This window comes from Pseudomonas sp. FG43, assembly GCF_057809175.1.
On the sequence record NZ_JBMDJL010000001.1, the window covers coordinates 393491 to 416340 of the forward strand.

22 protein-coding genes and 3 pseudogenes are annotated in these 22850 nt (G+C 55.9%); 6 read left to right on the forward strand and 19 right to left on the reverse strand.

What is annotated here, in order from left to right; genetic code table 11:
• The first annotated feature begins 5 nt into the window (after positions 1-5).
• Entirely contained in the window at positions 6-788 is a 783-nt protein-coding gene (locus tag ACODS3_RS01830; RefSeq protein WP_489032994.1) for an ABC transporter ATP-binding protein, read from the forward strand.
• Here ACODS3_RS01830 and ACODS3_RS01835 read toward each other — a convergent pair.
• The 5 genes from ACODS3_RS01835 to ACODS3_RS01855 form a co-directional block, all read right to left on the reverse strand.
• Positions 785-994, reverse strand: coding sequence for a hypothetical protein (locus tag ACODS3_RS01835; protein ID WP_489032996.1), 210 nt, complete (start codon positions 992-994; stop codon positions 785-787). The two genes, ACODS3_RS01830 and ACODS3_RS01835, sit on opposite strands and share 4 nt — an antisense overlap.
• A gap of 72 nt (positions 995-1066) precedes the next feature.
• Positions 1067-1480 (reverse strand): hypothetical protein, encoded by a 414-nt coding sequence (locus ACODS3_RS01840; protein ID WP_489032998.1) that lies wholly within the window; start codon positions 1478-1480, stop codon positions 1067-1069.
• Positions 1480-3573: an integrase gene (locus tag ACODS3_RS01845; protein ID WP_489033000.1), complete on the reverse strand. Its 2094-nt coding sequence runs from the start codon at positions 3571-3573 to the stop codon at positions 1480-1482. Before ACODS3_RS01845 ends, ACODS3_RS01840 begins: the two co-directional genes overlap by 1 nt.
• Positions 3563-5104 carry a site-specific integrase gene (locus ACODS3_RS01850; RefSeq protein ID WP_489033002.1) on the reverse strand — a complete coding sequence of 514 codons (1542 nt, stop codon included), beginning with the start codon at positions 5102-5104 and terminating at the stop codon, positions 3563-3565. Before ACODS3_RS01850 ends, ACODS3_RS01845 begins: the two co-directional genes overlap by 11 nt.
• Complete coding sequence (locus ACODS3_RS01855) at positions 5097-6266, reverse strand: tyrosine-type recombinase/integrase (protein WP_489033004.1); 1170 nt, start codon at positions 6264-6266, stop codon at positions 5097-5099. Before ACODS3_RS01855 ends, ACODS3_RS01850 begins: the two co-directional genes overlap by 8 nt.
• 219 nt (positions 6267-6485) lie before the next feature.
• Here ACODS3_RS01855 and ACODS3_RS01860 point away from each other — a divergent pair.
• Positions 6486-7016, forward strand: a pseudogene (locus tag ACODS3_RS01860) (histone deacetylase family protein); the annotation flags it as partial.
• Positions 7017-7019: 3 nt separating this feature from the next.
• Here the strand turns inward: ACODS3_RS01860 and ACODS3_RS01865 are convergent.
• Positions 7020-7304 (reverse strand): type II toxin-antitoxin system RelE/ParE family toxin, encoded by a 285-nt coding sequence (locus tag ACODS3_RS01865; protein WP_201018700.1) that lies wholly within the window; start codon positions 7302-7304, stop codon positions 7020-7022.
• On the reverse strand, positions 7294-7533 hold the full coding sequence (locus ACODS3_RS01870) for a CopG family ribbon-helix-helix protein (RefSeq protein WP_201018699.1): 240 nt from the start codon (positions 7531-7533) through the stop codon (positions 7294-7296). Before ACODS3_RS01870 ends, ACODS3_RS01865 begins: the two co-directional genes overlap by 11 nt.
• Positions 7534-7674: 141 nt before the next feature.
• On the opposite strand from ACODS3_RS01870, the gene ACODS3_RS01875 reads away from it, so the two are divergent.
• On the forward strand, positions 7675-8943 hold the full coding sequence (locus ACODS3_RS01875; protein WP_489033006.1) for a TIGR03862 family flavoprotein: 1269 nt from the start codon (positions 7675-7677) through the stop codon (positions 8941-8943).
• A gap of 137 nt (positions 8944-9080) precedes the next feature.
• Here ACODS3_RS01875 and rhlE1 read toward each other — a convergent pair whose 3' ends face one another.
• From rhlE1 to ACODS3_RS01895, 4 genes are all read right to left on the reverse strand, one after another.
• The gene (rhlE1, locus tag ACODS3_RS01880; protein ID WP_304575498.1) at positions 9081-10409 is read right to left on the reverse strand and encodes an RNA helicase RhlE1; all 1329 of its coding nucleotides are present in this window, start codon (positions 10407-10409) and stop codon (positions 9081-9083) included.
• Between the two features lie 113 nt (positions 10410-10522).
• Complete coding sequence (locus ACODS3_RS01885) at positions 10523-11134, reverse strand: 3'-5' exonuclease (protein WP_201006452.1); 612 nt, start codon at positions 11132-11134, stop codon at positions 10523-10525.
• Between the two features lie 29 nt (positions 11135-11163).
• Positions 11164-11640: an NYN domain-containing protein gene (locus tag ACODS3_RS01890; RefSeq protein ID WP_201006415.1), complete on the reverse strand. Its 477-nt coding sequence runs from the start codon at positions 11638-11640 to the stop codon at positions 11164-11166.
• A gap of 114 nt (positions 11641-11754) precedes the next feature.
• Positions 11755-12438, reverse strand: a complete 684-nt coding sequence (locus ACODS3_RS01895) for a DUF2076 domain-containing protein (protein ID WP_489033009.1) — start codon at positions 12436-12438, stop codon at positions 11755-11757.
• Between the two features lie 199 nt (positions 12439-12637).
• On the opposite strand from ACODS3_RS01895, the gene ACODS3_RS01900 reads away from it, so the two are divergent.
• Both ACODS3_RS01900 and ACODS3_RS01905 read left to right on the forward strand, forming a co-directional pair.
• The gene (locus tag ACODS3_RS01900; protein WP_489033011.1) at positions 12638-13300 is read left to right on the forward strand and encodes a YciC family protein; all 663 of its coding nucleotides are present in this window, start codon (positions 12638-12640) and stop codon (positions 13298-13300) included.
• 87 nt (positions 13301-13387) lie between these two features.
• A pseudogene (locus ACODS3_RS01905) lies at positions 13388-14464 on the forward strand (endonuclease/exonuclease/phosphatase family protein); the annotation flags it as partial.
• Positions 14465-14578: 114 nt separating this feature from the next.
• On the opposite strand, the gene ACODS3_RS01910 reads toward ACODS3_RS01905, so the two are convergent.
• Entirely contained in the window at positions 14579-15619 is a 1041-nt protein-coding gene (locus ACODS3_RS01910) for a zinc-dependent alcohol dehydrogenase family protein (RefSeq protein WP_201006419.1), read from the reverse strand.
• Positions 15620-15782: 163 nt separating this feature from the next.
• Between ACODS3_RS01910 and ACODS3_RS01915 the strand changes: the two genes are divergently transcribed.
• Positions 15783-16265 carry an Lrp/AsnC family transcriptional regulator gene (locus ACODS3_RS01915; RefSeq protein WP_201006420.1) on the forward strand — a complete coding sequence of 161 codons (483 nt, stop codon included), beginning with the start codon at positions 15783-15785 and terminating at the stop codon, positions 16263-16265.
• A gap of 54 nt (positions 16266-16319) precedes the next feature.
• Here ACODS3_RS01915 and ACODS3_RS01920 read toward each other — a convergent pair whose 3' ends face one another.
• The 7 genes and pseudogenes from ACODS3_RS01920 to ACODS3_RS01950 all read right to left on the reverse strand — a co-directional run bounded on the left by ACODS3_RS01920 (position 16320) and on the right by ACODS3_RS01950 (position 22466).
• Positions 16320-17339 (reverse strand): branched-chain amino acid aminotransferase, encoded by a 1020-nt coding sequence (locus ACODS3_RS01920; protein WP_201018692.1) that lies wholly within the window; start codon positions 17337-17339, stop codon positions 16320-16322.
• A 33-nt stretch (positions 17340-17372) separates the two neighbouring features.
• The gene (locus ACODS3_RS01925; RefSeq protein ID WP_201018691.1) at positions 17373-18623 is read right to left on the reverse strand and encodes an ATP-grasp domain-containing protein; all 1251 of its coding nucleotides are present in this window, start codon (positions 18621-18623) and stop codon (positions 17373-17375) included.
• A gap of 1 nt (position 18624) precedes the next feature.
• Complete coding sequence (locus tag ACODS3_RS01930; RefSeq protein WP_489033014.1) at positions 18625-19566, reverse strand: DMT family transporter; 942 nt, start codon at positions 19564-19566, stop codon at positions 18625-18627.
• Positions 19563-20768 carry a DUF6421 family protein gene (locus ACODS3_RS01935; protein WP_489033016.1) on the reverse strand — a complete coding sequence of 402 codons (1206 nt, stop codon included), beginning with the start codon at positions 20766-20768 and terminating at the stop codon, positions 19563-19565. Before ACODS3_RS01935 ends, ACODS3_RS01930 begins: the two co-directional genes overlap by 4 nt.
• The gene (locus ACODS3_RS01940; protein WP_201018689.1) at positions 20755-21315 is read right to left on the reverse strand and encodes a type 2 periplasmic-binding domain-containing protein; all 561 of its coding nucleotides are present in this window, start codon (positions 21313-21315) and stop codon (positions 20755-20757) included. Before ACODS3_RS01940 ends, ACODS3_RS01935 begins: the two co-directional genes overlap by 14 nt.
• A gap of 557 nt (positions 21316-21872) precedes the next feature.
• A pseudogene (locus tag ACODS3_RS01945) lies at positions 21873-22010 on the reverse strand (ATP-dependent helicase C-terminal domain-containing protein); the annotation flags it as partial.
• Between the two features lie 204 nt (positions 22011-22214).
• Positions 22215-22466, reverse strand: coding sequence for a hypothetical protein (locus ACODS3_RS01950; RefSeq protein WP_304575495.1), 252 nt, complete (start codon positions 22464-22466; stop codon positions 22215-22217).
• Positions 22467-22850 lie beyond the last annotated feature (384 nt).

Genomic DNA, 22850 nt, shown 5'->3' on the forward strand with positions numbered 1-22850 from the left:
AAGCCATGGGCGACATACCCGCTGAAGATCGTCGCACCCGCGCTATGGCACTGCTGGATCGACTGCATCTGCATGGACTGGCTCATCGGCACCCCCACCAGCTTTCTGGTGGCCAGCAGCAGCGTGTCGCTGTTGCACGAGCCCTGGCTCGTGAGCCTAAAGTGTTGTTGCTCGATGAGCCCTTTTCAGCGGTAGACCGTGCTGCTCGTGAGGCACTGTACGAGGAGTTGGCCGAGCTACGCGAGGTTCTGCGCATGCTGGTAATTCTGGTGACTCACGACCTGGAGGAGGCGACCCTGCTAGCTGATCGGCTGTGCATCCTAGCCGAAGGAAAATCGCTTCAAACCGCTTCGCCTGATCGTGTCCTCGAATACCCTGACACGCCGCAAGTCGCACGCCTGGTCGGCATGCGCAATATCTTTGCCGGTACCGTGCAAGAACATTGCGAGGGCCACACCCTGATCGACTGGGGTGGCCAGCCTCTACTTGTTCGTCGGCACCCCCAATGGTCACCAGGCCGGCCAGTAAGCTGGGGGCTGCCTACCTCAAGTGTTCTGCTTATGCCCCAACAACACGACCCTGGGCCGATGGACAACGCTGTCCATACAAGGATCGAGCGGCTTCTGCCGTTGGGTGAGCACATACGCGTGGAAATGTGGCGCGGGGAAGATCGACTGACCATGAATGCGCCCCGCCATCTTGTGCAACGCTACGAATTGACAGCAGGCCAAACCATCACGATCCGCCTACGGGGCGAATCCATCCACATCATGGACTGGATCGCTTAAAAAGGATCAGGCCCATCCTCAATCCCGTGGAACGTGATCTCAGCGGGTTCAGTTTCACGTTGCCATCCAAAAACATACAGAACCCACTGGTGTTCACCCTGGTGCCGGTCGGCCACCAGCAGAAGCGTCCAGCCCGCAGTAAGCAGTTGGTTGGCATTCACCTCACTTCGAGTGCTGATGAGTCGGGTTGTATTGTCGATGCTCATTGATTGCGCCCCTCCCCTGATTACCCAATGATGAATTAGCTCAGCACCTGTCAGCTTCGATCTGAGCGCTTCCTAAGGCGTCCGTTGCCGGTCTGTCGGAGGCAGAGGGCGGGATAGGAATTGTTCATCCAAACCTCGGCTGAACGCGTTATAGGCCCAGCGCGCGAACTGCTCAAGTAAGCGATCATTCTCCATTCGCAGACGCTGGTTTTCCCCCTCCAATCGGGCGATACGATCGGAGGCCGCTTGCAGTTCAGGGGTGGCAGCTTTCTTCAATGCAGGTGAATCCATGAGGGCTTGCTTGCGTAGAGTGAACGCGTGTCTAATCCGTTCATGTTTATGAAGCGCCTGACGCGTATAGGTCCCCCGCAAACGGCGAGCGACGCTTTGGATCAGCAGATCCCAAGTCAATTTTCCAGACCAGCCATCAAGGATCGACACGATCTGCTCTATAGCTACTGGGGTAAGGTTTCTCGAACGAGACATTACAGGTCCTTAGACTCTATGCGTGGCACATTTGGATCTTCAATGGTCGTGCCTTGAAGTTCACGCGCATTCACAATTTGATGATGGGCAAGTAACTGTTCCAATCTTGACGCGGGTACGACCCCACGCGGCTGGATAATCGCGTTCTCGGCAACAGAAGAGTCCTCAAAAATGGCACACAGTTCATCCAGTCGTTTAAGGGTCAATGTCTGGTGTTCGACCCAACGGTTGGCACCGAACGCCTCCTCGCCCAGCGCTTCTAAGGCTTTCGCGAGGAGGACCTGGGTTTCCTGACGATGCTGACGTATAGCCTGCTCTCGGACCAGATCACCTTTAATACACACATGCTCATCACAATTAAGGCAATCTCGATAGAGCTGACACGGCAGCATGGAAAAATCGTGCAGGCAATATCCCAGATCCGTTGTATGGGCGGTCACGATCTTCAGCGCTGCAAACTGATCCCGTGCAATCAAACTACTTGGCGGAATACTCGCTACGTGCCCAGCCGACTTTTCCGGATCACCTAAAGCGGACCTGGCGAGCGCCAACACATCCCTGTCGGATTGGTGGTCATAGCACCTGTTTTGTCCAACCTTGGCGCGACCACTCCATTTGGCGATATCGAGTTGCGATAATCCGCCCATCTGCGCCAAGGTGTTCAAAAAATGCCGGAACTGATGTGTTGTGATTTTCATCTGACTGCCGTCCGGCTCACGGTAACCAAAGCGATCGAAAACACTGATAATCGTTCGCGTACCGGATAATTGATTCTGGACACAAGAGGTGTCCGGCAAGACGATTACTCCACGGTACGTTCCCCAATCGCCCTTTAACTCATTCAGGCGCGTCAAGCAAAGCGCTTCACTGTACTTGAGGTTGTTTTTTTGGTCTGCCAACGGAAAGTTGGCTGGCAGCATCGAAATGATCACTCGTTCAATGTCCGCGAAAAGAAATCTAGGAGCATTTTTTTGCTGAGGGTCATAAGGAATGTGTGCAACGACCCTCTGCTTCCTGCACCACCCTGCCCCACGCTGTGCGTGATTGCCATTGGGCGGCGGGGTGAGAAAAACAATTGCGCTCACCTGTTCTGAACTAATTAATGTCGTCCCCCGGAGCACCTCCAACTCCATGGGTAAATACATCGCATTAGGATGTTGCTCGTACCACCGAGCCACTTCTCGCGCCGGTGTGGAAATAACCCTGAGCTTACTCACCGCCTCACGAGCAACGCTGGCCATGGATTGCACCACCCATTTGACTTGTGCCTTTCCACCCTTTGAAGGCCGCCAGCGCAATCCATACAATTGTTGATTTGTTTTTGGATCGAACTCCTCGACTTCGCACTGGTTTGAAATAGATAGCACCTCATTAATGCGACTCGGTGCCGACGCTAGCAATGCACACACACTGGAGGTGAAGACATCACTTGGATTCTCGGCGGCTCCGAAGATTTCGGCAATCGCTTCTAACGAGGCCGACGAGGGCAAACGTGCCTGGCGCGATGCATCAAACTCTGGGCCCACGCGGCGCTCAAAGGTCGTTGGCGCCCGAAGCGGATTTTGCCATTGTAGAGGCACCGTACAGAGTCGATGCTCTACTAGAAACTGCGAAATGCGTTTGAGTTCTACACCGGCAAAAAAGGCGGCAGAGGCTTGGTAACGCTTATTGAGTATCGCGCAGGCGCGATTAAAGTGCCCAAGTCCTGCCTTGATAGGCGTGACACAATTTTCCGTTTCCTCCAAAGCTACAGCCAAGGACCGGAGCGCGGCCAATCGTGAACTGACGGTTGTATAGGCACACAACGCATAGTCATAACGGCAGTAGGCTTTGGCAAAGTCTTTGTAAGGCTGAGGTAAGCAACAAGAATCCTTTTGCCCTCGTCCACTGGGGAAGCCATGAAATCGGATACTTGAACGAGAGTTACGTCGTTTCAATCGAACAAAATTGGTGACATCCCAACTGTCTGCATCAAAGATCAATCCACTACCAAAGGCCGTCAGAGAATCTCTGGCGAAGGTAATGAAGTCCCTAAGGTTGTCTTCAGCCGCCTGCTCTGCTCGGGGCTTGAACAGGATAACCCTATCGTCCATGAGCCTGCCCCTTTCTGCTGCGACATAATTGAATCACCTCTGCCACTGCGAGCAACGTTCGATCATTGATCGCCGCAATACGCGGGTCCGAATAGCGTTTAGCATCCTCTAGCAAGAAATCCAGTACCGCCTCATGCGGTCCGTCCAACCAAGGTTGAAAACATTGGCAGGTGTAACAGGCCACGGGAGCATTCAATCCGCAGAAACTAAAGCTTCCACAAGACCCCATCGGCCGTGCGCTTTGATCGATACGCAGATCAATAATTCGGCTGGAACGGTCTGCCCCACGAACAGCACTGCCCTCATGAGCTATCAGTTGACCTTTAAAGGCTTGAGCCAGTGGCGCCATGTACAGCGCCGTCGCCTTTTCAATCCGCACTGCAAGCTCTGGTGTAGCGGCGACATAGACCCCCGCAGAGTCGGTTCGCGAATGATCAAGCAAGTCCGCAATGACCAACACCCCATGGCCTTCACGTGCAAGATTTGTCCCTAAAGTGCGCCGAAAGCGCAGGGCACAGATATTAATCACAGCCCCTGTGCGCTCAGATCGAACGGACAGCTTGTCCAACCCAGACACTAACAATTTCCGTAAATTCTCGCTGGTACGATGGAACCTGCCCCATCCTAGCCCATCCGCCAGATACTGTGACTGCTGGGGTAAAGGAAACAGGGGTGCCTGCTGGGTGTCTGGAAACTCTCCAATAAAGCGCTCACTTACGCGTTGAGCATAATCAAACAGAGGTCGGCCAATTTGATTCACTAGCGCCCTCGGCTTGAGTTCCTGGCGGAGCAGTGGGTTTTGTTGCTTCGCCCGCGGAATGAGCAAAAGAAAAGACTCTGTTCCATCCGCAGCCACAGAGCGCACGACATCACAAACTTTCAAGGCTGCCAATTGAACAGGGCGGGAACCCAACGCAATAAACAACCATCCCAGTAGGTAAATTTCCTCACTCAAACGTCCAGCGCCATATGCATCATTCAAGGCATCTTGAATACCCACTTGCTCAATTGGCGTGAAGGGGCCCAACTCGGGATCCCACGTCAACACGGCAATCCCCGTTTCTCGTTTTCGGAGTTTTTTCATGCCCAGGACGTACGCCACATCATCCTGAATACCCGGCAAACCCATTGCATGCCATCGGCGCAAAAACGCAAAGAGATTGCGTGTTCGAAAGTCATTGGCATTGCAATGTATCAATACGTCATTTCCGCCGATCAATTCTAACGGTTCAACACGCCCCTCCTGCAATCGTAAGACAAACGCTTTCAAACCTATAAAATGTCCCATCAAGGTACTCGGTGCCCTATTTTCAGCAAACCAAATCAACGTATGGCGGACTGAAGCCAAGAGCACGACGGAAAAATGCAGCCCAGAGAAATTCATGTAAACCGAGTCCACACCGTCCCGATACGACCAAATAGGCTGGTTAGGGTCAAACAAAATTCCGCCTTTGCTCCGAACTAACGATGGAAGTGAAGGACAGACATCACTTCCAGGCGTTACGACGCCTATCTCTGGACTTTTACTCATCAGGATAAGCTCCCACACGCAATTGCTTTTGCATTTGTAAGGACACAGCGGTGGCTTTCTTCTTGATGTGGCGCTGGTTATATACAGTCGCCATTCCAGATGTTTCGGACCACCCCATCAGTCGCGATCGCAGTTTTTGCTCCACTGCCGGCGACACATCGCTTCTATCAATCTCCTCTGAAAACAGACAATTCCACGTATGGCGAAGAAGATGGGGGCAGAGATTTTCCGGCAATTCCGGACAGTGCTGCCGTAGAGTTACGAACACTTTATTTAGTCCCGCAAGACTCAGCGGTTTACCGGTCCCACCGGCCACCCAAAGATATTCATGCTTACGCGCGCCTGCAATATTGCGACGCATGGACATTACATACGCTCGAGTGAGTTCTGCCAACTCTGCGTCGAGCGCTAATAAGCGACCGCTCGTTTTGGTATTGGGTTGTCTCAACCGAGGATCCGCAGGATCATCTGCCCTTCTGGCAATTAAAACTTCATTGGTCTGAAAATTAATATCCGAAATTCTCACACCAAGCAATTCACCTCGCCGTACCCCCAAGGACAATAACCAGCGAATCATTAAGTAGTTTCGCTGCCGCACATACTCATGCGACCACGGATTTTGCTCAAATTTTGGAGCGACCACCTGTTGCAGCAGCGATAACACTTGCTCAGCTAGGCCCTCGCGAGGCGTAACATTTGAAAACCGTTGTACTGAAGGGATTCGAGCCTTTATGGATGCAGATACCCGCTCCCGTAGTTTTTCCAAACCAGAGAAATGCCGGTGTCCAGCCCCTGTTTTTAGTAAGTGATCGGTCGCAATCCAGTCAAGGTATCGGGCAATGTATAAAAGCCGTATGGCAATAGTGGCGGGACTAATTTTTTGAGAGCTTGAGCCACTGGTAGAAAATGACCATGCAAATACTCCATTCCCCAATCGTTTTCTATCACCCGCTGAAATTGGCAATTTACACGCCCCAACGATCGCTTCTATATCTCCTACCGTTAAAAGCTGGCCGTCGCGCAAACGGGCGCATAAATCTATCTTTAGTTCATCAAGAACAATGAACAGCACCATCAGCGAGCGTAGTGCCTGATGGAGCGTGCTCGTTGACAAGTTAGCCGCTCTTAACTCCGTCAGTACCCAAAGCGTGGCACTGTGCACGGGCATACCATCTTGCCGAGTACAAAGGACAGGGAACCGTTCGCCACTATCGAACCGCACAAGCTTGATTCTATAAGGGTTCATTGTTTACACACTCAACAGGTAAACAATAATAAACCTTAGATTACAATTTATTTTTTTGCAAAAAACAACAATAACTCCCTGTTTTTATTAACCATTTACCAGAGAAATTTACATCCAAAAAATGGTCATGCTGACTGCATCTTCAACGATCTGGCCGTCATCAGCCATTACCTGCTGGCCAGCGGCCGCGTGGGTAAAGTGCTGATCTTCGACTGCGATGTGCATCAGGGCGACGGCACGGCACGCATCCTCGCCGACACCGACGACGCCATTACCGTGTCGCTGCACTGCGAAAAGAACTTCCCGGCCCGCAAGGCCCAGAGCGACTGGGACATCCCGCTGCCCATGGGCATGGGCGATGCGGACTACCTGAAAGTCGTCGACGACCTGCTCAACTACCTGCTACCCATCTACCAGCCGGACCTGGTGCTCTATGACGCGGGAGTGGATGTTCACAAGGACGACGCCCTCGGCTACCTGCAACTGACCGATGAAGGCCTGGCCGCACGGGACGAAACCGTCATGCGTCATTGCCTGGGCCGTGATATTCCCGTGATGGGTGTTATTGGCGGCGGCTACAGCAAAGACCGCAAAGCCCTGGCGCGGCGGCACGGCATATTGCATCACAGCGCGCAGCGGGTATGGGTGGAGATGGGGTTGGGTTAGGGTTTACCAGTTGGTTGGTGGTAAACGACGGGTGTGAAAAATGCGCAATATCTGCAAGCACCCACCGCGCACACGGTAGGGAATGATGTATGGACGGTCAGGCAATACCCATTCCCGAGTGCCACTGAGTCGCCCTTCACGCCCCATCGCCGGAAAAAGAGCCAACTGCTCGACGCCAGCCTTTATCGCCCGGACGAAATCGGCAGCAGCTTGCGGACTATCCACTGCAATGTAAGCGGCTTCGTCATCGAGATTCTTCAGCGCTGTTCTTAGCCACTCAACGCGCATTGCCGGTCCACTTGTCCATCACGGCGCTGACATCTTCATCGCTGGCAAAGTCTCCTGCATCAGCCTCCTGAATGGAACGCTGGATCTCGGCAATCTGCCAGGCTTCACGATCGAGATACTCGCGCAAGGCATCGATAGCCAGGAACGACTTGGTACGCCCGGTGGCTTTTGCAAGGCTGGCAAGGGTGGCCGCCATTTCATCAGGTAAACGTATAGACATAGTGGACATGATGACCTCCAGAAAGAACACTCAGTACATAACCATACATTGTCATACACCGTACTACACCCATACACCGACGCGAAATCAGGCCAATATTTGAATCTCGGGTAGAATGCCCAGCCACTCATCACTGACACCCCGCCCACCATGACCGACTCAAAATCCCCAACGCCTTCATCCGTCGCCATCATTGGAGGCGGCCCCGCGGGGTTGATGGCGGCTGAGGTGTTGAGTCAGGCCGGGATCAAGGTCGATCTGTATGACGCCATGCCGTCGGTGGGGCGCAAGTTTCTGCTGGCGGGTGTGGGCGGGATGAATATCACTCATTCGGAGCCGTACCCGGCGTTTCTGTCGCGCTATGCCGAGCGTGCGCCGATGATCGCGCCTTTGTTGCGCCGTTTTGATGCCGATGCGCTGTGCAAGTGGATTCATGGGTTGGGTATTCAAACGTTCGTGGGCAGTTCGGGCCGTGTGTTCCCGACCGACATGAAAGCCGCCCCGCTGCTGCGAGCCTGGCTCAAGCGCTTGCGCGAAGCGGGCGTGGTGATTCATAACCGCCATCGCTGGTTGGGCTGGAATACCGATGGCAGCCTGCGCATTGCCTCGGTGGAGGGTGAACTGGCCCTCAAGCCCGATGCAACATTGCTGGCACTGGGCGGTGCCAGTTGGGCTCGCCTTGGCTCCGACGGTGCATGGCTGCCTTGGCTGCAAGCGCGCGGTGTTGAGACCGCGCCTCTCCAGGCCGCCAACTGTGGCTTTGAGGTTTCGGCCTGGAGCGAGCTACTGCGCAGCAAGTTCGCGGGCTCGCCCCTGAAGAATATCGCCATAGGCCTGCCAGACGACACGCCTCGCCTTGGCGAGTGTGTGCTGACGGAAACAGGTGTGGAAGGCAGCCTGATTTATGCACTCTCGGCCAGGATTCGTGAGCAGATCAACCGTGCAGGCTCAGCGACGGTGCAGATCGATCTGTTACCCGGCAAGCCTCTCAACGATGTGCAAAAAGCCCTGAGCAAACCTCGCGGCTCGCGCTCGATGTCCAAGCACCTGCAAAGCCAGTTGGGGCTGGACGGCGTCAAGGCCGCGCTCCTGCGTGAACTGGCGACAAAGGAAGCCTTTGCCGATCCCGCCTTGCTGAGCCAGGCCATCAAGGCACTGCCTCTGAACCTGATCAAACCCCGCCCGCTCGATGAAGCGATCAGCACCGCTGGCGGCGTGACGTTCGAGGGGCTGGACGAGGGTTTGATGCTCAAGCAACTGCCGGGCGTGTTCTGCGCCGGCGAGATGCTGGACTGGGAAGCGCCGACCGGCGGTTACCTGCTGACCGCCTGCTTCGCAAGCGGCCGGGCTGCCGGGCTCGGAATCATTGACTGGTGCAGCAAACAGACAGGAGAAAACTCCTTCGCGAGACGTCATTGAAGGCGATAGATTTTCTTTGGGTGTTCACAACCTTCGTGGGAGGGAGCTTGCTCGCGACAGGGCCAGTGAAAGCTGAAGAAATGCTTTGCCTTCAATGCCGCCTTCGCGACCAATCTCCCACAGTGAGCGTTGAAAGATCAGGGCTTTTTCTTGCGCGGGCCGGTATTGAACACAGGCACCTTGCGCACCGCTTTGACCACTGGCGCAGGCTCGGTATCGCCGCTATCGACCCATTTGCCCAGGTTACGCTTGCCGCCTGAGACCTTGGGCTTTTTCGGCTTCTTGGGTTTCTTGAGGATCTGCCCGCTGGCGTCGGTGGTCGGTACACGATGCTCTGGCTCGAAATCCTGCTCTTCCTTGCGCACCAGTGTCTGGCGGGTCAGCACTTCAATCGCCGACAGTAACTCGACTTCATCGGCGCAGACCAGCGAGATCGCTTCCCCGGTAAGACCGGCACGCCCGGTACGCCCGATGCGGTGGACGTAATCCTCGGCCACGATAGGCAAGTCCAGGTTGACCACGGTCGGCAGATCATCGATATCCAGACCACGAGCCGCCACATCGGTAGCCACCAGAATCTGCACTTCACTGGCCTTGAAACGGTCCAGAGCACGCTGGCGAGTCGCCTGGGGCTTGTCGCCATGAATACCGTCGGCATTGATACCCAGCCCTTGCAGACGCTCGACCAGTTGATCGACGCCGACACGGGTCTTGGCGAACACCAACACCTGGCTCCAGCGCTGCTTTTTCAGCAGGTGGATGAACAGCTCGGTCTTGCGCTTCTTGTCGACCGGCACAACCCACTGCTTGACCGAAGACGCCGCCACATTGCGCGGGCTGACTTCAATGCTCAGAGGATCGTTGAGCATCTGCGAGGCCAGCAGGCGGATCTCGTCGGAGAAGGTGGCGGAGAACAGCAGGGTCTGGCGGCGTTTGGGCAGCGCTGCATAAATCCCGCGCAGTTCTTCGGCAAAGCCCAGATCCAGCATGCGATCGGCTTCATCGAGAATCAGGGTTTGCAGTTGCGAGAACTTGACCGCGTTCTGGCGATGCAGGTCCAGCAGACGGCCTGGCGTGGCGACCAGAACATCCACGCCCTTGCGCAGCTTCATCATTTGCGGGTTGATGCTCACGCCGCCATACACGGCATAGGTGCTCAACGGCAGGTGTTCCGCGTATTGGCGGATGCTTTCATGCACCTGCTCGGCCAGCTCACGGGTCGGGGCCAATACCAGAGCGCGCACCGAATTGGGGGCGACTTTCGGGCCTTCCATGGTCAGGCGCTGCAACAGCGGCAAGGCAAAGCCGGCGGTCTTGCCGGTGCCGGTCTGGGCGGCGGCCATCAGGTCACGACCGGCCAGCACCGGAGGAATCGCCTGTGCCTGAACAGGCGTCGGGGTCTGGTAGCCGAGTGCATCGAGGGCACGCAGCAAGGGTTCGATCAGGCCGAGAGAGGCGAATGTCATGGGGGTACCGTTGGGGAATTCACTGCAAGGCGCGCAGTTTACCCTGTCCGGCCCTCGCAGGTTAGCTTGCGCGTACCGATAGCGATCGACAGATATGAAGCAGCAACGGAAATCTAAAACCCACGCTGACGCTTGAGCGCTTCACTGATTTTTGCCGCAGGGACTTTTTGCAGCGAACACAGCAACTGGTGGGAAACCCCGGCGATACCGTGAGTCTGGCGCAGTTCGTTGGTCAGGTAAGCCGTCAGGTTGGCGGCCATCTCGGCATCGGCCATGGCCCTGTGAGCCTTGCCGGTGTTGGGCAGGCGGGCATAGCTCGTGAGGGTGCCGAGCTTGTGATTCGGAGCTCCCGGCATCAGGCGGCGCGCCAGCAACATCGAACAGGCAAAGCTTTGCTCGCGGGTGCGCTGAATGCGTGACAGTTCGTAATCCCAGAACTTCTGGTCGAACGAAGCGTTGTGCGCCACCAGAGGCGTTGCACCGACAAAATCACAGACATCGTTCATCACCCGCTCGGCCGAGGGAGCCGTGCGGATCATGCTGTTGCTGATACCGGTCAGGCCTTCGATAAAGGCTGGAATACGCACCCCGGCGTTCATCAGGCTCTGATAGCGATCGACGATACGCCCCTGCTCCATGATGACCACGGCAATCTCGGTGGCCCGACAGCTATGGCCAGGAGAAATACCGGTGGTTTCAAAGTCAATGACAGCGATACGTTCCAACACGGGGTGCAATCCTTAAAAAATAATCATCACTTGAGCAGCAACGCGCCTTCGATCGGCACGTAGCGACTGGCAGCACGAATCAGCGAATTGGCCGTCAACCCCGGAACCCCGTAAGCCACGGCTTCGACGCCATGCTTGTCGATGATGCGTTCAAGCAACAGATCGAAATCTCCGTCACCCGACGCCAGCACCACTTCATCCACCTGCGGCGCGACGTCCATGATATCGATGGTGATCCCAACGTCCCAGTCGCCCTTGGCCGAGCCATCGCTGCGCTGGATGTACGGTTTGAGTTTGACGGTGAACCCCAGGTTGCGAAGGATCTGCTGGAATTGCTGCTGCTTGCTGTCACCACGATCGATGGCGTACGCAAACGCCTGGACTATTTGCCCGCGCTTGCTGATATCCGCCCACAACGCGGCGTAATTGAAATGACAACCATGCGCCTGACGCACGGTGTAATAGAGGTTCTGTACATCAGCGAACACCGCGATCTTCTTCACCGCAATTCCTCATGACGCAGACAAGATTCGTCAGCCGGTGCAGCAGTATGCCATGAGAGAGCCTGCGGGATTCGCTCCTGCCGCGCAGGAGCGAATGAATCCGCGCTATCCGGCTCAGACGAACGAATCATCGTCCGAAAACATATCGCCACCGTCGCCGTAGCTGTCATCAGCCATATATTGCGAATCCTGCTGACCCCAATTGTCCGAGTCATTGCTTTGCACGGGCTGGTCGTGGATGACCTCGACAATTTCCTCAGGTTGGCTGTGATGGCCGAACAGGCTGCTGATGCCTTGCGCCAGCATCACACCGCCCGCCACACCGGCTGCGGTTTGCAGAGCGCCACCCAGAAAGCCGCTGCCTTTGGGCGCAGCAGGTGGTGCAGCATAGTTGCCGGGCTGAGCAGGTGGCGGATTGAAGCCCGCGCCATCACGCCAACCACCGCCAGAAGCCTGTGCAGGCTGGGGCTGTGGAGCACGCGATGCGCTACCACCAAAGATACTCGACAGAAAACCGCCACTGGCCGGCGCTGATGCTGCCTGGCCCCTGGCCTGCTGGAGTTCGGCCTGAAGCTGCTGGATCTGCTCGTCACGCTGCTTGAGCTGAAGATTCAACTGGTTGACGGCTGCTTCCTGAACCAGAATCGCCTGCGCCATGTAATACGCAGCGGCAGGCTGGCGGGTGAGATGCTCCTTGATCAGCGCTTCAGCCCCCGCGTCCCGGGCTACCGAGACTGTTTCAGCACTTTTCAGCTTAGAGAAAAGTTCGTCGATCAGGGTTTGCTCTTGGGTGTTCATGGCGACCTCGCTGGATTGCCGTTAAAAATCTTCGTCCAGCCGAATGAATGGACTTCACTCAAGTAATGGGGCTGGGCAAGCGCTGTTCAACCGGATGAACAAAAAGTTAAGAAAGCCCTGCCCCGATCATTGCCGCCCTTGGTTCGACAAAAGGCATGGGCTAAAGTGTCGACCTGCTTTTTGCCTGTGACCTATCCACATGAACCCGCTGAACGTTATCCAGGACTCGCTGTACTTTTTCAGGCGAAACCTGGGAAGCATCCTGATGCTGTGCCTGCCACTGGTGGTACTTGAAGCGCTTGCCAAACAAGCACTGGGCAACGCACTGGGCGCCAACACCACTTTCGCCTATGAACTGCTGATCGGCCTGCTGTTCTATCCGCTCTACACTGGCGCGCTGATCCTGTTTCTCGATGCCCGCACACGGGGCGAGACGCCTCTGGTACGTGACCTGCTGGCCATGGCCCTGCGCCTGTGGCCGACCTTCGCGGTGCTGTCGGCACTCAGCACCCTGCTGATTCTGTTCGGGCTGTCGCTGTTCGCAATCCCCGGCATCTGGGTGATGGTCAAACTGGCGTTCTGCGAATACCTGCTGGTGTTACGCAAACTGACGCCATTCATGGCCATGCGCGAAAGCATGCTGATGACCACCGGCCACTTCATGCACATCCTGCTCTGTGTGTTGTGCGTCTATATCCCCCTGTCGCTGCTGGAAGGCCTGGGGCTTTACCTGTTCCCGGAACCCCAGAGCCCTGCGGTGTCACTGGTGCTCGACAGCCTTGGCAGCTTCCTGCAACTGTTCACTACCATCGTGATGTTTCGTCTGTTCATGCTGGTCAGCGAGCCTGCGGACAAGGCCTGAGCCACGAAACGGCTGCCAAGGACTGGCGGCTCGGCTATGCTCGTTCGCTAACCCGTCACTGAGCGCCATGCGCTCCAAGTCGAGCCGATGCCCCGTTTCCTCTTGCGTCTGACACTCATTGCCCTGGCCCTGGCCGGCCTTGTGCTGGCAATGATCCATAGCCTGACCTGGCGCCCGGAAGACCGGGAACCCGTCACGGCCATCTGTACCTCCCAGGCACCACCGCTGGTGCCGGGGCAAGCGCTGAAAGTCATGACCTGGAACATTCAGTACCTGGCGGGAAAACGCTATGTGTTCTGGTATGACATGGCAGATGGAAGCGGCGAAGACGAACGCCCGACCCACGAAGATATCGCCTACAACCTCGATGAAGTGGCGCGGGTCATCCGTGACGAACAACCGGATATCGTCCTGCTGCAGGAAGTCAGCGACGGCGCCAAGAATGCCGACTACCAGAACCAGCTGGCCCTGCTTCAGGAGCGGGTGACCGATCTGTACCCATGCAGCACAGAGGCGTTCTACTGGAAGGCAGACTTCGTGCCGGACCTGCACATCCGGGGCAGTGTCGGCATGAAACTGGCGACCCTGAGCCGCTATCGCATCGATCACGCCGAGCGGCTGCAATTGCCGGTGCCTGAAGCCAATATCATCAGCCGTCAGTTCAAGCCGCGCCCCGCCTTGCTGGTGAGCTACCTGCACTTGCGCGATGGCGGACAGCTCGCGGTCATCAACACCCACTTGAGTGCGCCGAACAGAGGCGACGGGACACTACAACGCCAGGTGCAGGTCACCGGCAAGCTATTGGACTCCCTTGAGAGCAGCGGCACGCCCTGGCTGATCGGCGGCGACTTCAACCTGTTGCCGCTGGGCCAGTACCAACGCCTGCCAGCAGAACAGCAAGCCAGCTATAACGCAGACAGCGAACTGCATGAGCTTTGGGAAAAGTACCCGATGATTCCCGCCAATACTGAAGCCAGCGGTATTGAGCGCAGCAAGTGGCTGACCCACTTCCCCAACGACACACGGGTGAGCGGGCCGGACAGAACCCTTGATTACCTGTTCTACAGCCCGAGCCTGAAGCGCATCGATGCCCGGGTTCGCCGGGATGACACGCTGCTCATTTCAAACCACTTGCCGCTCATCGGGCGCTTTCTGTTGCCGGTTCAGGAGGAGAAGCCTACGGCTTTCGAGATTGTGCCCGAGCGCCAGGTTGAGCGAGATGTCGAGCAAGGCGACCGGTAACAAACGCAAGCGGCTCCGTTGTCAGCGCTCCATGGATTAAAACTCGGTTATGACAGTTACACCTGTCGTCTCGAACCGATCCATGTTCACAAGTGCGTCGATGGACTGTTCCAGGCTGATGGTTTTGCCGACGAGCTTCTCAGGTGCCAATTTGCCAGAGGAGATCATTTCGATCATGGCGTCATAACGGTGTGCCTGCATTCCGTGGCTGCCGTAGATTTCCAGTTCATACGCGATGACCTTGCTCATCGGAATCGCCGGCTTCGCATGGTCAGCGAGCATCAGGCCAACCTGGACGTGCCTGCCCCGACGGCGCAGGTTATTGATGGAGTTGAAACAGGTGGTCGGATGGCCCAATGCATCCAGCGAAACATGGGCGCCGCCCTTGGTGATTTCCAGAACCGCTTCGCTGACATCCGCAACGCGGTTGGCATTCACTGTCGCAACAGCACCGAGCGAGCGGGCCAGTTCAAGTTTGTCGTCCGAGATATCGATGGCGATAACGTTGGCCCCGATGGCTTGAGCAATCATGACGGCTGACAGGCCAACACCCCCACAGCCGTGTACCGCAACCCAATGCCCCGCCGCGACCTTGCCCTGATCAACGACCGCACGGAACGAGGTGACAAAACGGCAGCCCAGGCTGGCGGCAGTCGCGAAGTCCATGCTTTCAGGCAGTGCGACCAGATTCAGGTCCGCCTTGTGGATGCCGACGTATTCAGCGAAGGAACCCCAGTGAGTGAAACCTGGCTGAAACTGGGTGTGACAGACTTGCTGGTTACCGCTGTTGCACTCCGGGCAGGCACCACAACCGCCCACGAACGGCACGGTCACACGATCACCGACCTTCCATTTAGTGACGTCCTTGCCCACCTCCGCCACGACCCCGGCCAGTTCATGCCCCGGAACATGCGGCAGTTGAATGTCCGGATCATGCCCCTTCCAGCCGTGCCAATCGCTGCGGCAGACGCCAGTCCCCAGTACCTGAATGACAACGCCATGACGCTCTGGAGTCGGGTCTTCGACGGTCATGAGACGCGGCGGCTGGGAAAAGGCTTCGTAGACTACAGCTTTCATGAAAAACACCTCTGCTGGGACAGGCACGACAACGAAAAAACACCGACTGAATCGCGCCTCCAGTATGAATGAACCCGGTGAAATTACCTTTCAAGCTGCAATTGACGCCGACCAAAAATTGAAATTAACTTTCATTTAAATATTCAAAATGAAAGATTCCGCCATGATTGAACAGCTGGACAAGGTAGATATTGCAATCTCGGATCGACTGCAGCGCAACGGCAGGCTGTCGAATGTCAAACTGGCGGAGCAACTTTCCCTCAGCGAAGCCTCTTGCTGGCGAAAGCAGAAACGCCTTGAAGAAGACGGAGTGATCGAGGGCTATCAAGCAATCCTGAACCGCAAGAAACTGGGGCTTGGGGTGATGGCATTCGTGCAGATTTCCTGCACGGACCATAGCGAGGAAGCTACAGCCAGGTTTGAAAAGATCATTGAATCGGCACCGCAAGTGCTCAGTTGCCACAACACAACCGGCGAAGCGGACTTTCTACTTCAAGTCGTTGCAAAAGACCTGGACAGCTACAGCCGGTTTGTTGAAAAAGTCCTGAGAAAACTTCCAGGCGTATCGAGCATTCGCTCGAACCTTTCACTGCGCGAGATGAAGACCACCAATCGACTGCCGGTGACTGAGTTGTTGAGTATTTAGAGGCCTGACCCAACTGGAATGCGAGGCGGCAAGCCGCCTCACACAACCTGTGCTCTAGACCTTTTCGATCCAGCCTGCGGGCGCTTCGATATCGCCGTTCTGGATACCCGTCAGTTCGTTGTACAAACGCTGGGTAAGAGGGCCGGCTTCATGTTCGCTATGGAACACATGCAACCGATCCTTGTAGTGGATACCGCCAATCGGTGTGATAACCGCTGCTGTTCCACAAGCGCCTGCTTCCTTGTAGTCGCCCAGGTTATCGATGTAGACATCCTCTTCCACCGCATTCAGCCCCAAGCGGCTCTGAGCCAGCTCGATCAACGAGGCGCGGGTGATGCCAGGCAGTACCGAAGGAGAACGAGGCGTCACAAAGGTATTGTCGTAAGTGATGGCAAAGAAGTTGGCCGAACCGACTTCCTCGATCTTTTTATGGGTCAGCGGATCGAGATAGATGCAGTCGGCAAAACTGGCTGCCCGCGCTTCTGTGCCGGGCAACAGGCTGGCGGCATAGTTGCCTCCCACCTTGGCGGCGCCGGTGCCATTGGGGGCTGCTCGGTCATAGTCCGAGATGACGAAGTTGCTGGGCTGCAATACGCCCTTGAACAGCGCACCGACCGGAATACAGAACACGCAGAAGATGAATTCCGGCGCGCTACGCACACCGATATTGTCACCGACGCCGATCACGAAAGGCCGCAGATACAACGAACTGCCTGTCCCGTAAGGAGGCAGAAACTTTTCGTTGGCTTTGATCACCTGCTTGCACGCATCGATGAACTGCTCAGTCGATACCGTCGGCATCAGCAGACGCGAGCAACTGCGTTGCATGCGCGCAGCATTCTGATCGGGGCGAAACAGGTTGATGGAGCCGTCCTTGCAACGGTAGGCCTTCATCCCCTCGAAACACTGCTGGCCATAATGCAGCGCAGTCGAGCCTTCGCTGATATGCAGGTGGTTGTCTTCGGTCAGATAACCTTCCTGCCACTCACCATCACGCCAGTGCGAAATGTAGCGAAAGTCGGTTTTCCTGTAGCTGAAACCCAGGTTATTCCAATCCAGTTGCGGATGTTCCATGTCACGATTCCTGATGACTGTTACGCGCGGTATTTATTGGTTCCAGATGATGCTCAGTGCGTCATCGAGCCATTGGTGATAGGCATTGGCCGCTTCGTCCGAGGCATGCACCGAGAAGATGAAGCCCGGATACCCGCCAAATGCCGGAGGCGGTGGCGACACATGCCCCGCCTCGAAGAAGGTCACGACTCGTGCGGTTTCAGGATGCTGCTCGACCTTGTCCAGCCCCGAGAAGCCACTGAAACGGCCATCGCCGCGCAAAGGAATGATGTAGTTCGCAGCCACTCGGGCAGCAGGAAGTACATCGGGCAACGCTGGAGTCGGCAAGCCAAGGGCAGCAGTCATGCACAACTTTGCGAACGAGACGCCAGTGCTCTGCTCCACCACAAAATGCGACACACCCGAGCCACCGATACGGGCACCGATTTCAATCACATACGGTTGCAGCCCGGCATCCAGGCGAAGCTCCACGTGCGCTGCGCCCATGGTAATGCCCAAGGCCTTCACGCCTTCACGCGCCGCCTCACACAAGGCCACGATCAACGGATCATCGATATCCCGGCGCTGACGATAGATTGTTTCTTCAAACCAGGGACCTTCGGGCTGTCCCTTGTCGCCGACTGCCAGGACATGCACGCCTTCGATATCGACAAAGCACTCCACCACGAACTCTTTACCGGGCAGATACTGCTCGACCACCAGGCCCACAGCCTTGTCCTGATCGTAGAAACGCGCCAGGTCATTGCTCTGAACATTCCATACGGCCTTGATAAGACCGGGGAGTTCTTCTGCGGTCCTGGCCAGCATCACACCGGTGCTCGACCAGCCGGAAAGCGGCTTGATCACCAGAGGCAGGCCCAGAGCATGGACTTGCGAAAGGTCTTCAGGATTGTCGATGTAACGGAACCCCGGTGATCTCAAGCCAGCATCGGCGAACGCCTGACGCATCAGGTACTTGTTGCGTGCCAGCGCCGCGACTTCAGGCTCGATGCCAGGAGTGCCGATTTTTTTCGCCGCCAGAGCCGTCCAGATGATCGCCTCTTCGCGAAGGGTCATGACCCCGCCGATCCCGCGCTCCTCGACTCCGGCCGCAAAGGCCTCCAGAGCCACCTGCGGCTCATCGAAAACCGGCAGTTGCCAGGTCGACGTGACCGCTGGCAACCGGGCTGGTGCGCTCTCGGTCGTGTCGTAAATCAGTACCAGCTCAATACCCGCCGCTTGTGCAGCTTCAAATACAAACGACAACTTGGCACTGCGATGGCAAACCAACGCCAGCTTTTTCATTTCATTTCCTCACTAACCGGGAATCGTGGGAGCGGCGCTTCAATTGCCATCCCGAGACACCCGATGCATCGACAAATAACAGGGTGATCCCGACGACAGCCGCAATCATCGCAATGACTTTCACTGCACCCAACGACGCGCCGGAGCCGATCAACCACTCACCCGCGACCACTGCGAAAGGAGCAAGCAGGCCTATGGCGTTGGCGTACAGCACGCCGCCTTCGGCCAGAACCTTCTGGTACAGCACATACACCGGAGCCGAACACGCAGCCCCCAGAATCAGCACCTTGAGAACATCCTCAAGGCTCAGCCGCAACAAGGGCGCCGGATCAAGAATGAACAGCGGCGCGAAGGTTGCGGCAGAGATCAAGGTGACCCAGGCCAGCGAGGTGAGCAGAGGTAAATCCTTGAGATAACGCTTGGACAGCAGGCCATAGACGGCATAGGAAAACGCCGCCACCAACGCCAGGGCGATACCTGCCGCACTGACCGCGCCGCCTTCATTGCCGCTTGCATTGAACGCCAGTGCAGCCGCACTGACGATCAACACGCCACTGAGCTTCAACCATGAAAAACCCAGACTGCGAGACAGGAAACCCAGCAGATAGGTAATGCCCGGAATGGTCGCAAGGACCATGGTCAGATCGCTGGCCTTCAGTGTTTTCAAGGCGCCGAAGCTACAGGCGAAATACAGGGAGAAACCCAGGACCGACAGCATGAAAAACCCAGGCATCCTTGATCGCAGCGGGATCGAGGCCAGTGCCGCCCGCTCACGAAATGCCACGATCAGCCACAGGGCAGCCGTCGTCGCCCACAGCCGGAGCCCGACGGCATGCATCACCGGAATGCTGCCAATCAGGTTCTTGGACAACAGCCAACTGACCGAAAACAGCGCCAGAATGGCAAAGGTGAATAGCAGCAGCCGCCCTTTCAAGGCACTCAACGAAGCGACTCCTCAAGCACCCGGCGCGCATAGTGTGAAGTCGGGAAATTGAAGCGTGCCTGTGGACTCTGCGGAGCGCCCAAGTGCTTGTGGACATAATCTCTGGCGCCGGCCAGATAGGCTTCGTCGTCCAGACGCTCCAAGGCTTCGATATCGGCAATCACCGTCAATATCTGCTCGCCAAGACGCTCGGCATCGAACTTGAGACGACCGGACTCATCCTCGACCAATGCCTTGGCATTCATCAGGATCTCGAACAGTAGAATCCCTGTCCCGGCATCGAACGTCATGTGCTGCTCCGAGCCTTTCGGGTAACGGAACATACGCTCCAGCAGAATGAACTCGGCGATCTCCTGCCAGAAGTCAGGGCGATGCTGCTGCAACAGGCGCACCGTAATCAGGTCGCACTTGGTTTCTTCCAGAAGGCCGGTAAACCAGTTCAGCTTGATATACAGATTCCTGTCCAATGGACGCGGGCCGGTATGGTGCGCGTAGTCGTGGTAATAACCCCACAGACAACGGGCGTCATACGTGTCCGCCTCGGACATCTGGCGGCTGCTCAATTGACCGAACAGAAACTGGCTGTCGCGCCCAAACAAGCGGTCCGCTTCAACGACCGTCTGATCGTTGTAGATATGGAAAAACTTGCTGAAGAAGAACAAGGCAAACGCCTGTTTATCGACCTTGCTTTGCGCCGCTACCGACTCGGGGAACAACACAATGCAGTTGCCTTGCAGAAAGCCCTTCGACGCAGCCCCCAGCTTGATGCATTGAAACGGCGCGATGTATTGCTCCGTGTACTGCGCGGCATCGGCAAGGTAAGGAGTTTCGCTTCGATAACCGGTGACCAGCTCCAGCCGGAAGCCTTCAGGGTCCGGCCCGTTGGTCGCCCGCATCGGCGCCAGAAAGAACAAGGCTTCACCGGGCAAAGGCGTCTTGAAACTGGCCAGTGTCTTGTCGAACAAGGGCCGCTGATGCAACCCGCTCTGCACCCAGCGCCCCAGATCCTCAAGAGTCGCCGCCAGCAGCGCAGGAGACAGCCCGTCGATAACACTTGCCTGACGATCCAGCTCGGCGGTCAGTTCATTGATCCGGGCATAGTCCGCCAGGCCTGGGTCCTTGATACTCCCGTCCAGTTCCTGGCGGGCACGGATCTCATCGACAAGGCTGACGATGGCAGCGAACGGATCAGCCTTGTGCATGGTCGGCTCGCTTCAGCGAATGAACCAGAAATGCCATCGGAACCTGGCCGAAATCCTGAACGACGTTCAACTCATGACGATCAGCAGCCACCACCGTCGTGACACAGGCATCGGCCTTGCCCGTGCTACAGAGCACTGCGGCATCGGCATTGCTGTTGGCAAAAACCTTGTCGTACTGGCTGGCCACCAAGGATTGCGGGGCAGGATGGGTCGCTACACTCTTGATCTGATCGGGCGATGTACGGCTGGCCAGAACCATGGAATGGGTCGGCATGATAAAGCTGTCGCACAACTCCATATCACCCAGGCGGGTAAAGATAAGGGTATGCAAATCGGGATAAGCCGCGCAGCTCAGCAGGTAACCGTCCTGCTTTTCCGCCAGCTCGTCAAAGGCTTGCTCAAGGGTTTCATGCAGAACGATACGCGGCGCTGTAACGCCTGATGCCTTGCTATCGCCGCGAGAATCAAGCCACCACTGAGCGGCTGTTGCACAGTTGGTACCTTCAGGGCCAAGCGTATAGATAGTCGGACTACTAGCAGTAGGCATGCTATGACTTCCTTGTAAGCGTCCGCCAGACAGCGAACTAAAATCCATTTATGCAACCCATCCGGGACTGCTGTTCGGCAGGCAACTTACTGTAGGATTTTTCCTAACGCAACGTGTAATACAAAAATAACGCCAGCGACTCCCCGCGCTTGTAGAGGCTATCGACGAGCGCTGGCCGGGACATGTCGCGCCGGGCTCTGTACGAAATATTTTCGGGCGAAGGTGCCTGTTTAACGCAGCATCACCGGGCGCAGCTCACCTTTAACGTAGATGAGACGACAGTAGCGATTAAGCATTTTCTATGCATCCGTACTGACTGCACTTCCTCCCCCCCGCCGCAGTGGGGTTGAAGGCCGTATTGCAACTGAAGCCGCTCTAGACTGCCTTCCACATCAAAGCAGCGAGTAGCGAGGTCATGCTCAAAGCGCTTGAGAACGAGCTGCAAAAGCCCTATCCGCGTGATCACTTCTCAGGCTGTATCCCCGCTCACTAGGAGCTTCAGGGGCGATCTGTAAACGATTCATGTTACGGAAGGAGGTCTTTGCGAAAACTGTCAATCACTTCTTGTTAAGTGACTCCACCCATAGATCTAACTTATGGAATAGCTTCGGATACCTTCCCTTCAAATCCTTCTTAACCTCGGCATACGTACTGCGCCAGAAGTTGGCCAAGTCCTGCGTCACCTGCACCGGGCGTGGGCCGAGGACAGGAGGTCCTGACATCTCAAAGGACGCTGCTCGTGATCGGAGAGGTAGGCTATTTCAGCACAGCAGGCGGGGCTGCGCTGAACTTGATCGGAGAATCCCCTAAAAATCTTCAAAAAGTTTGATTATAGTGCAGGTCGCTACAAGTTTTTCGCAGATCATAGCGCTTTTTCCACGTAAATCAACCAATCCGCACTATAAAGCCAAAAGCTGATCTGCAAATCTTTCCGTTTGAGGTCGATCTCCGCTTAACCCCATAATAATGGTTTCTACGAACCACAAGTATTCTATAAGCATTTCTCTGCCGGCCTTACTCTCAACAAGCTTACATAAACCAGAAATATATGCATCATACTCACCCATCTCATCCGAATAGGCTGCAATACCGATAGGATCCCATTGTTTATGAACGGCCTCCCGCACATAGCCATACAATGTGGACTTCATGCCAGCCCTCATCTTACCTACCTCCAAGCATTATGGTAATTACAGCTCCACCTTTAAAAGCAACTACTAAATTAGCCTTGCTAGAATTATCATCATAAACCGTGCATTTGATTTATTTCTTGGCGCACTAGTACCATTTTTATAGTCCTCGCAACTACCGACGGAGTATAGCCACGCTCTTGCGCTCCATAAAATTGCGTGACCACTGTAATTCTACCCTCAACAATACCTGGCGAATTTCGCGAACCAGAAATGCTCAAAAATCCAGAAAAAAAATATTAACTTTAATTAGAAAAATTTGCCCCCCCTTTGAAACCATATACTCACATTCCAACGTAAGCGAGCCACCACCCACACATTCTAATCTTGATTCTGAGGTATTAT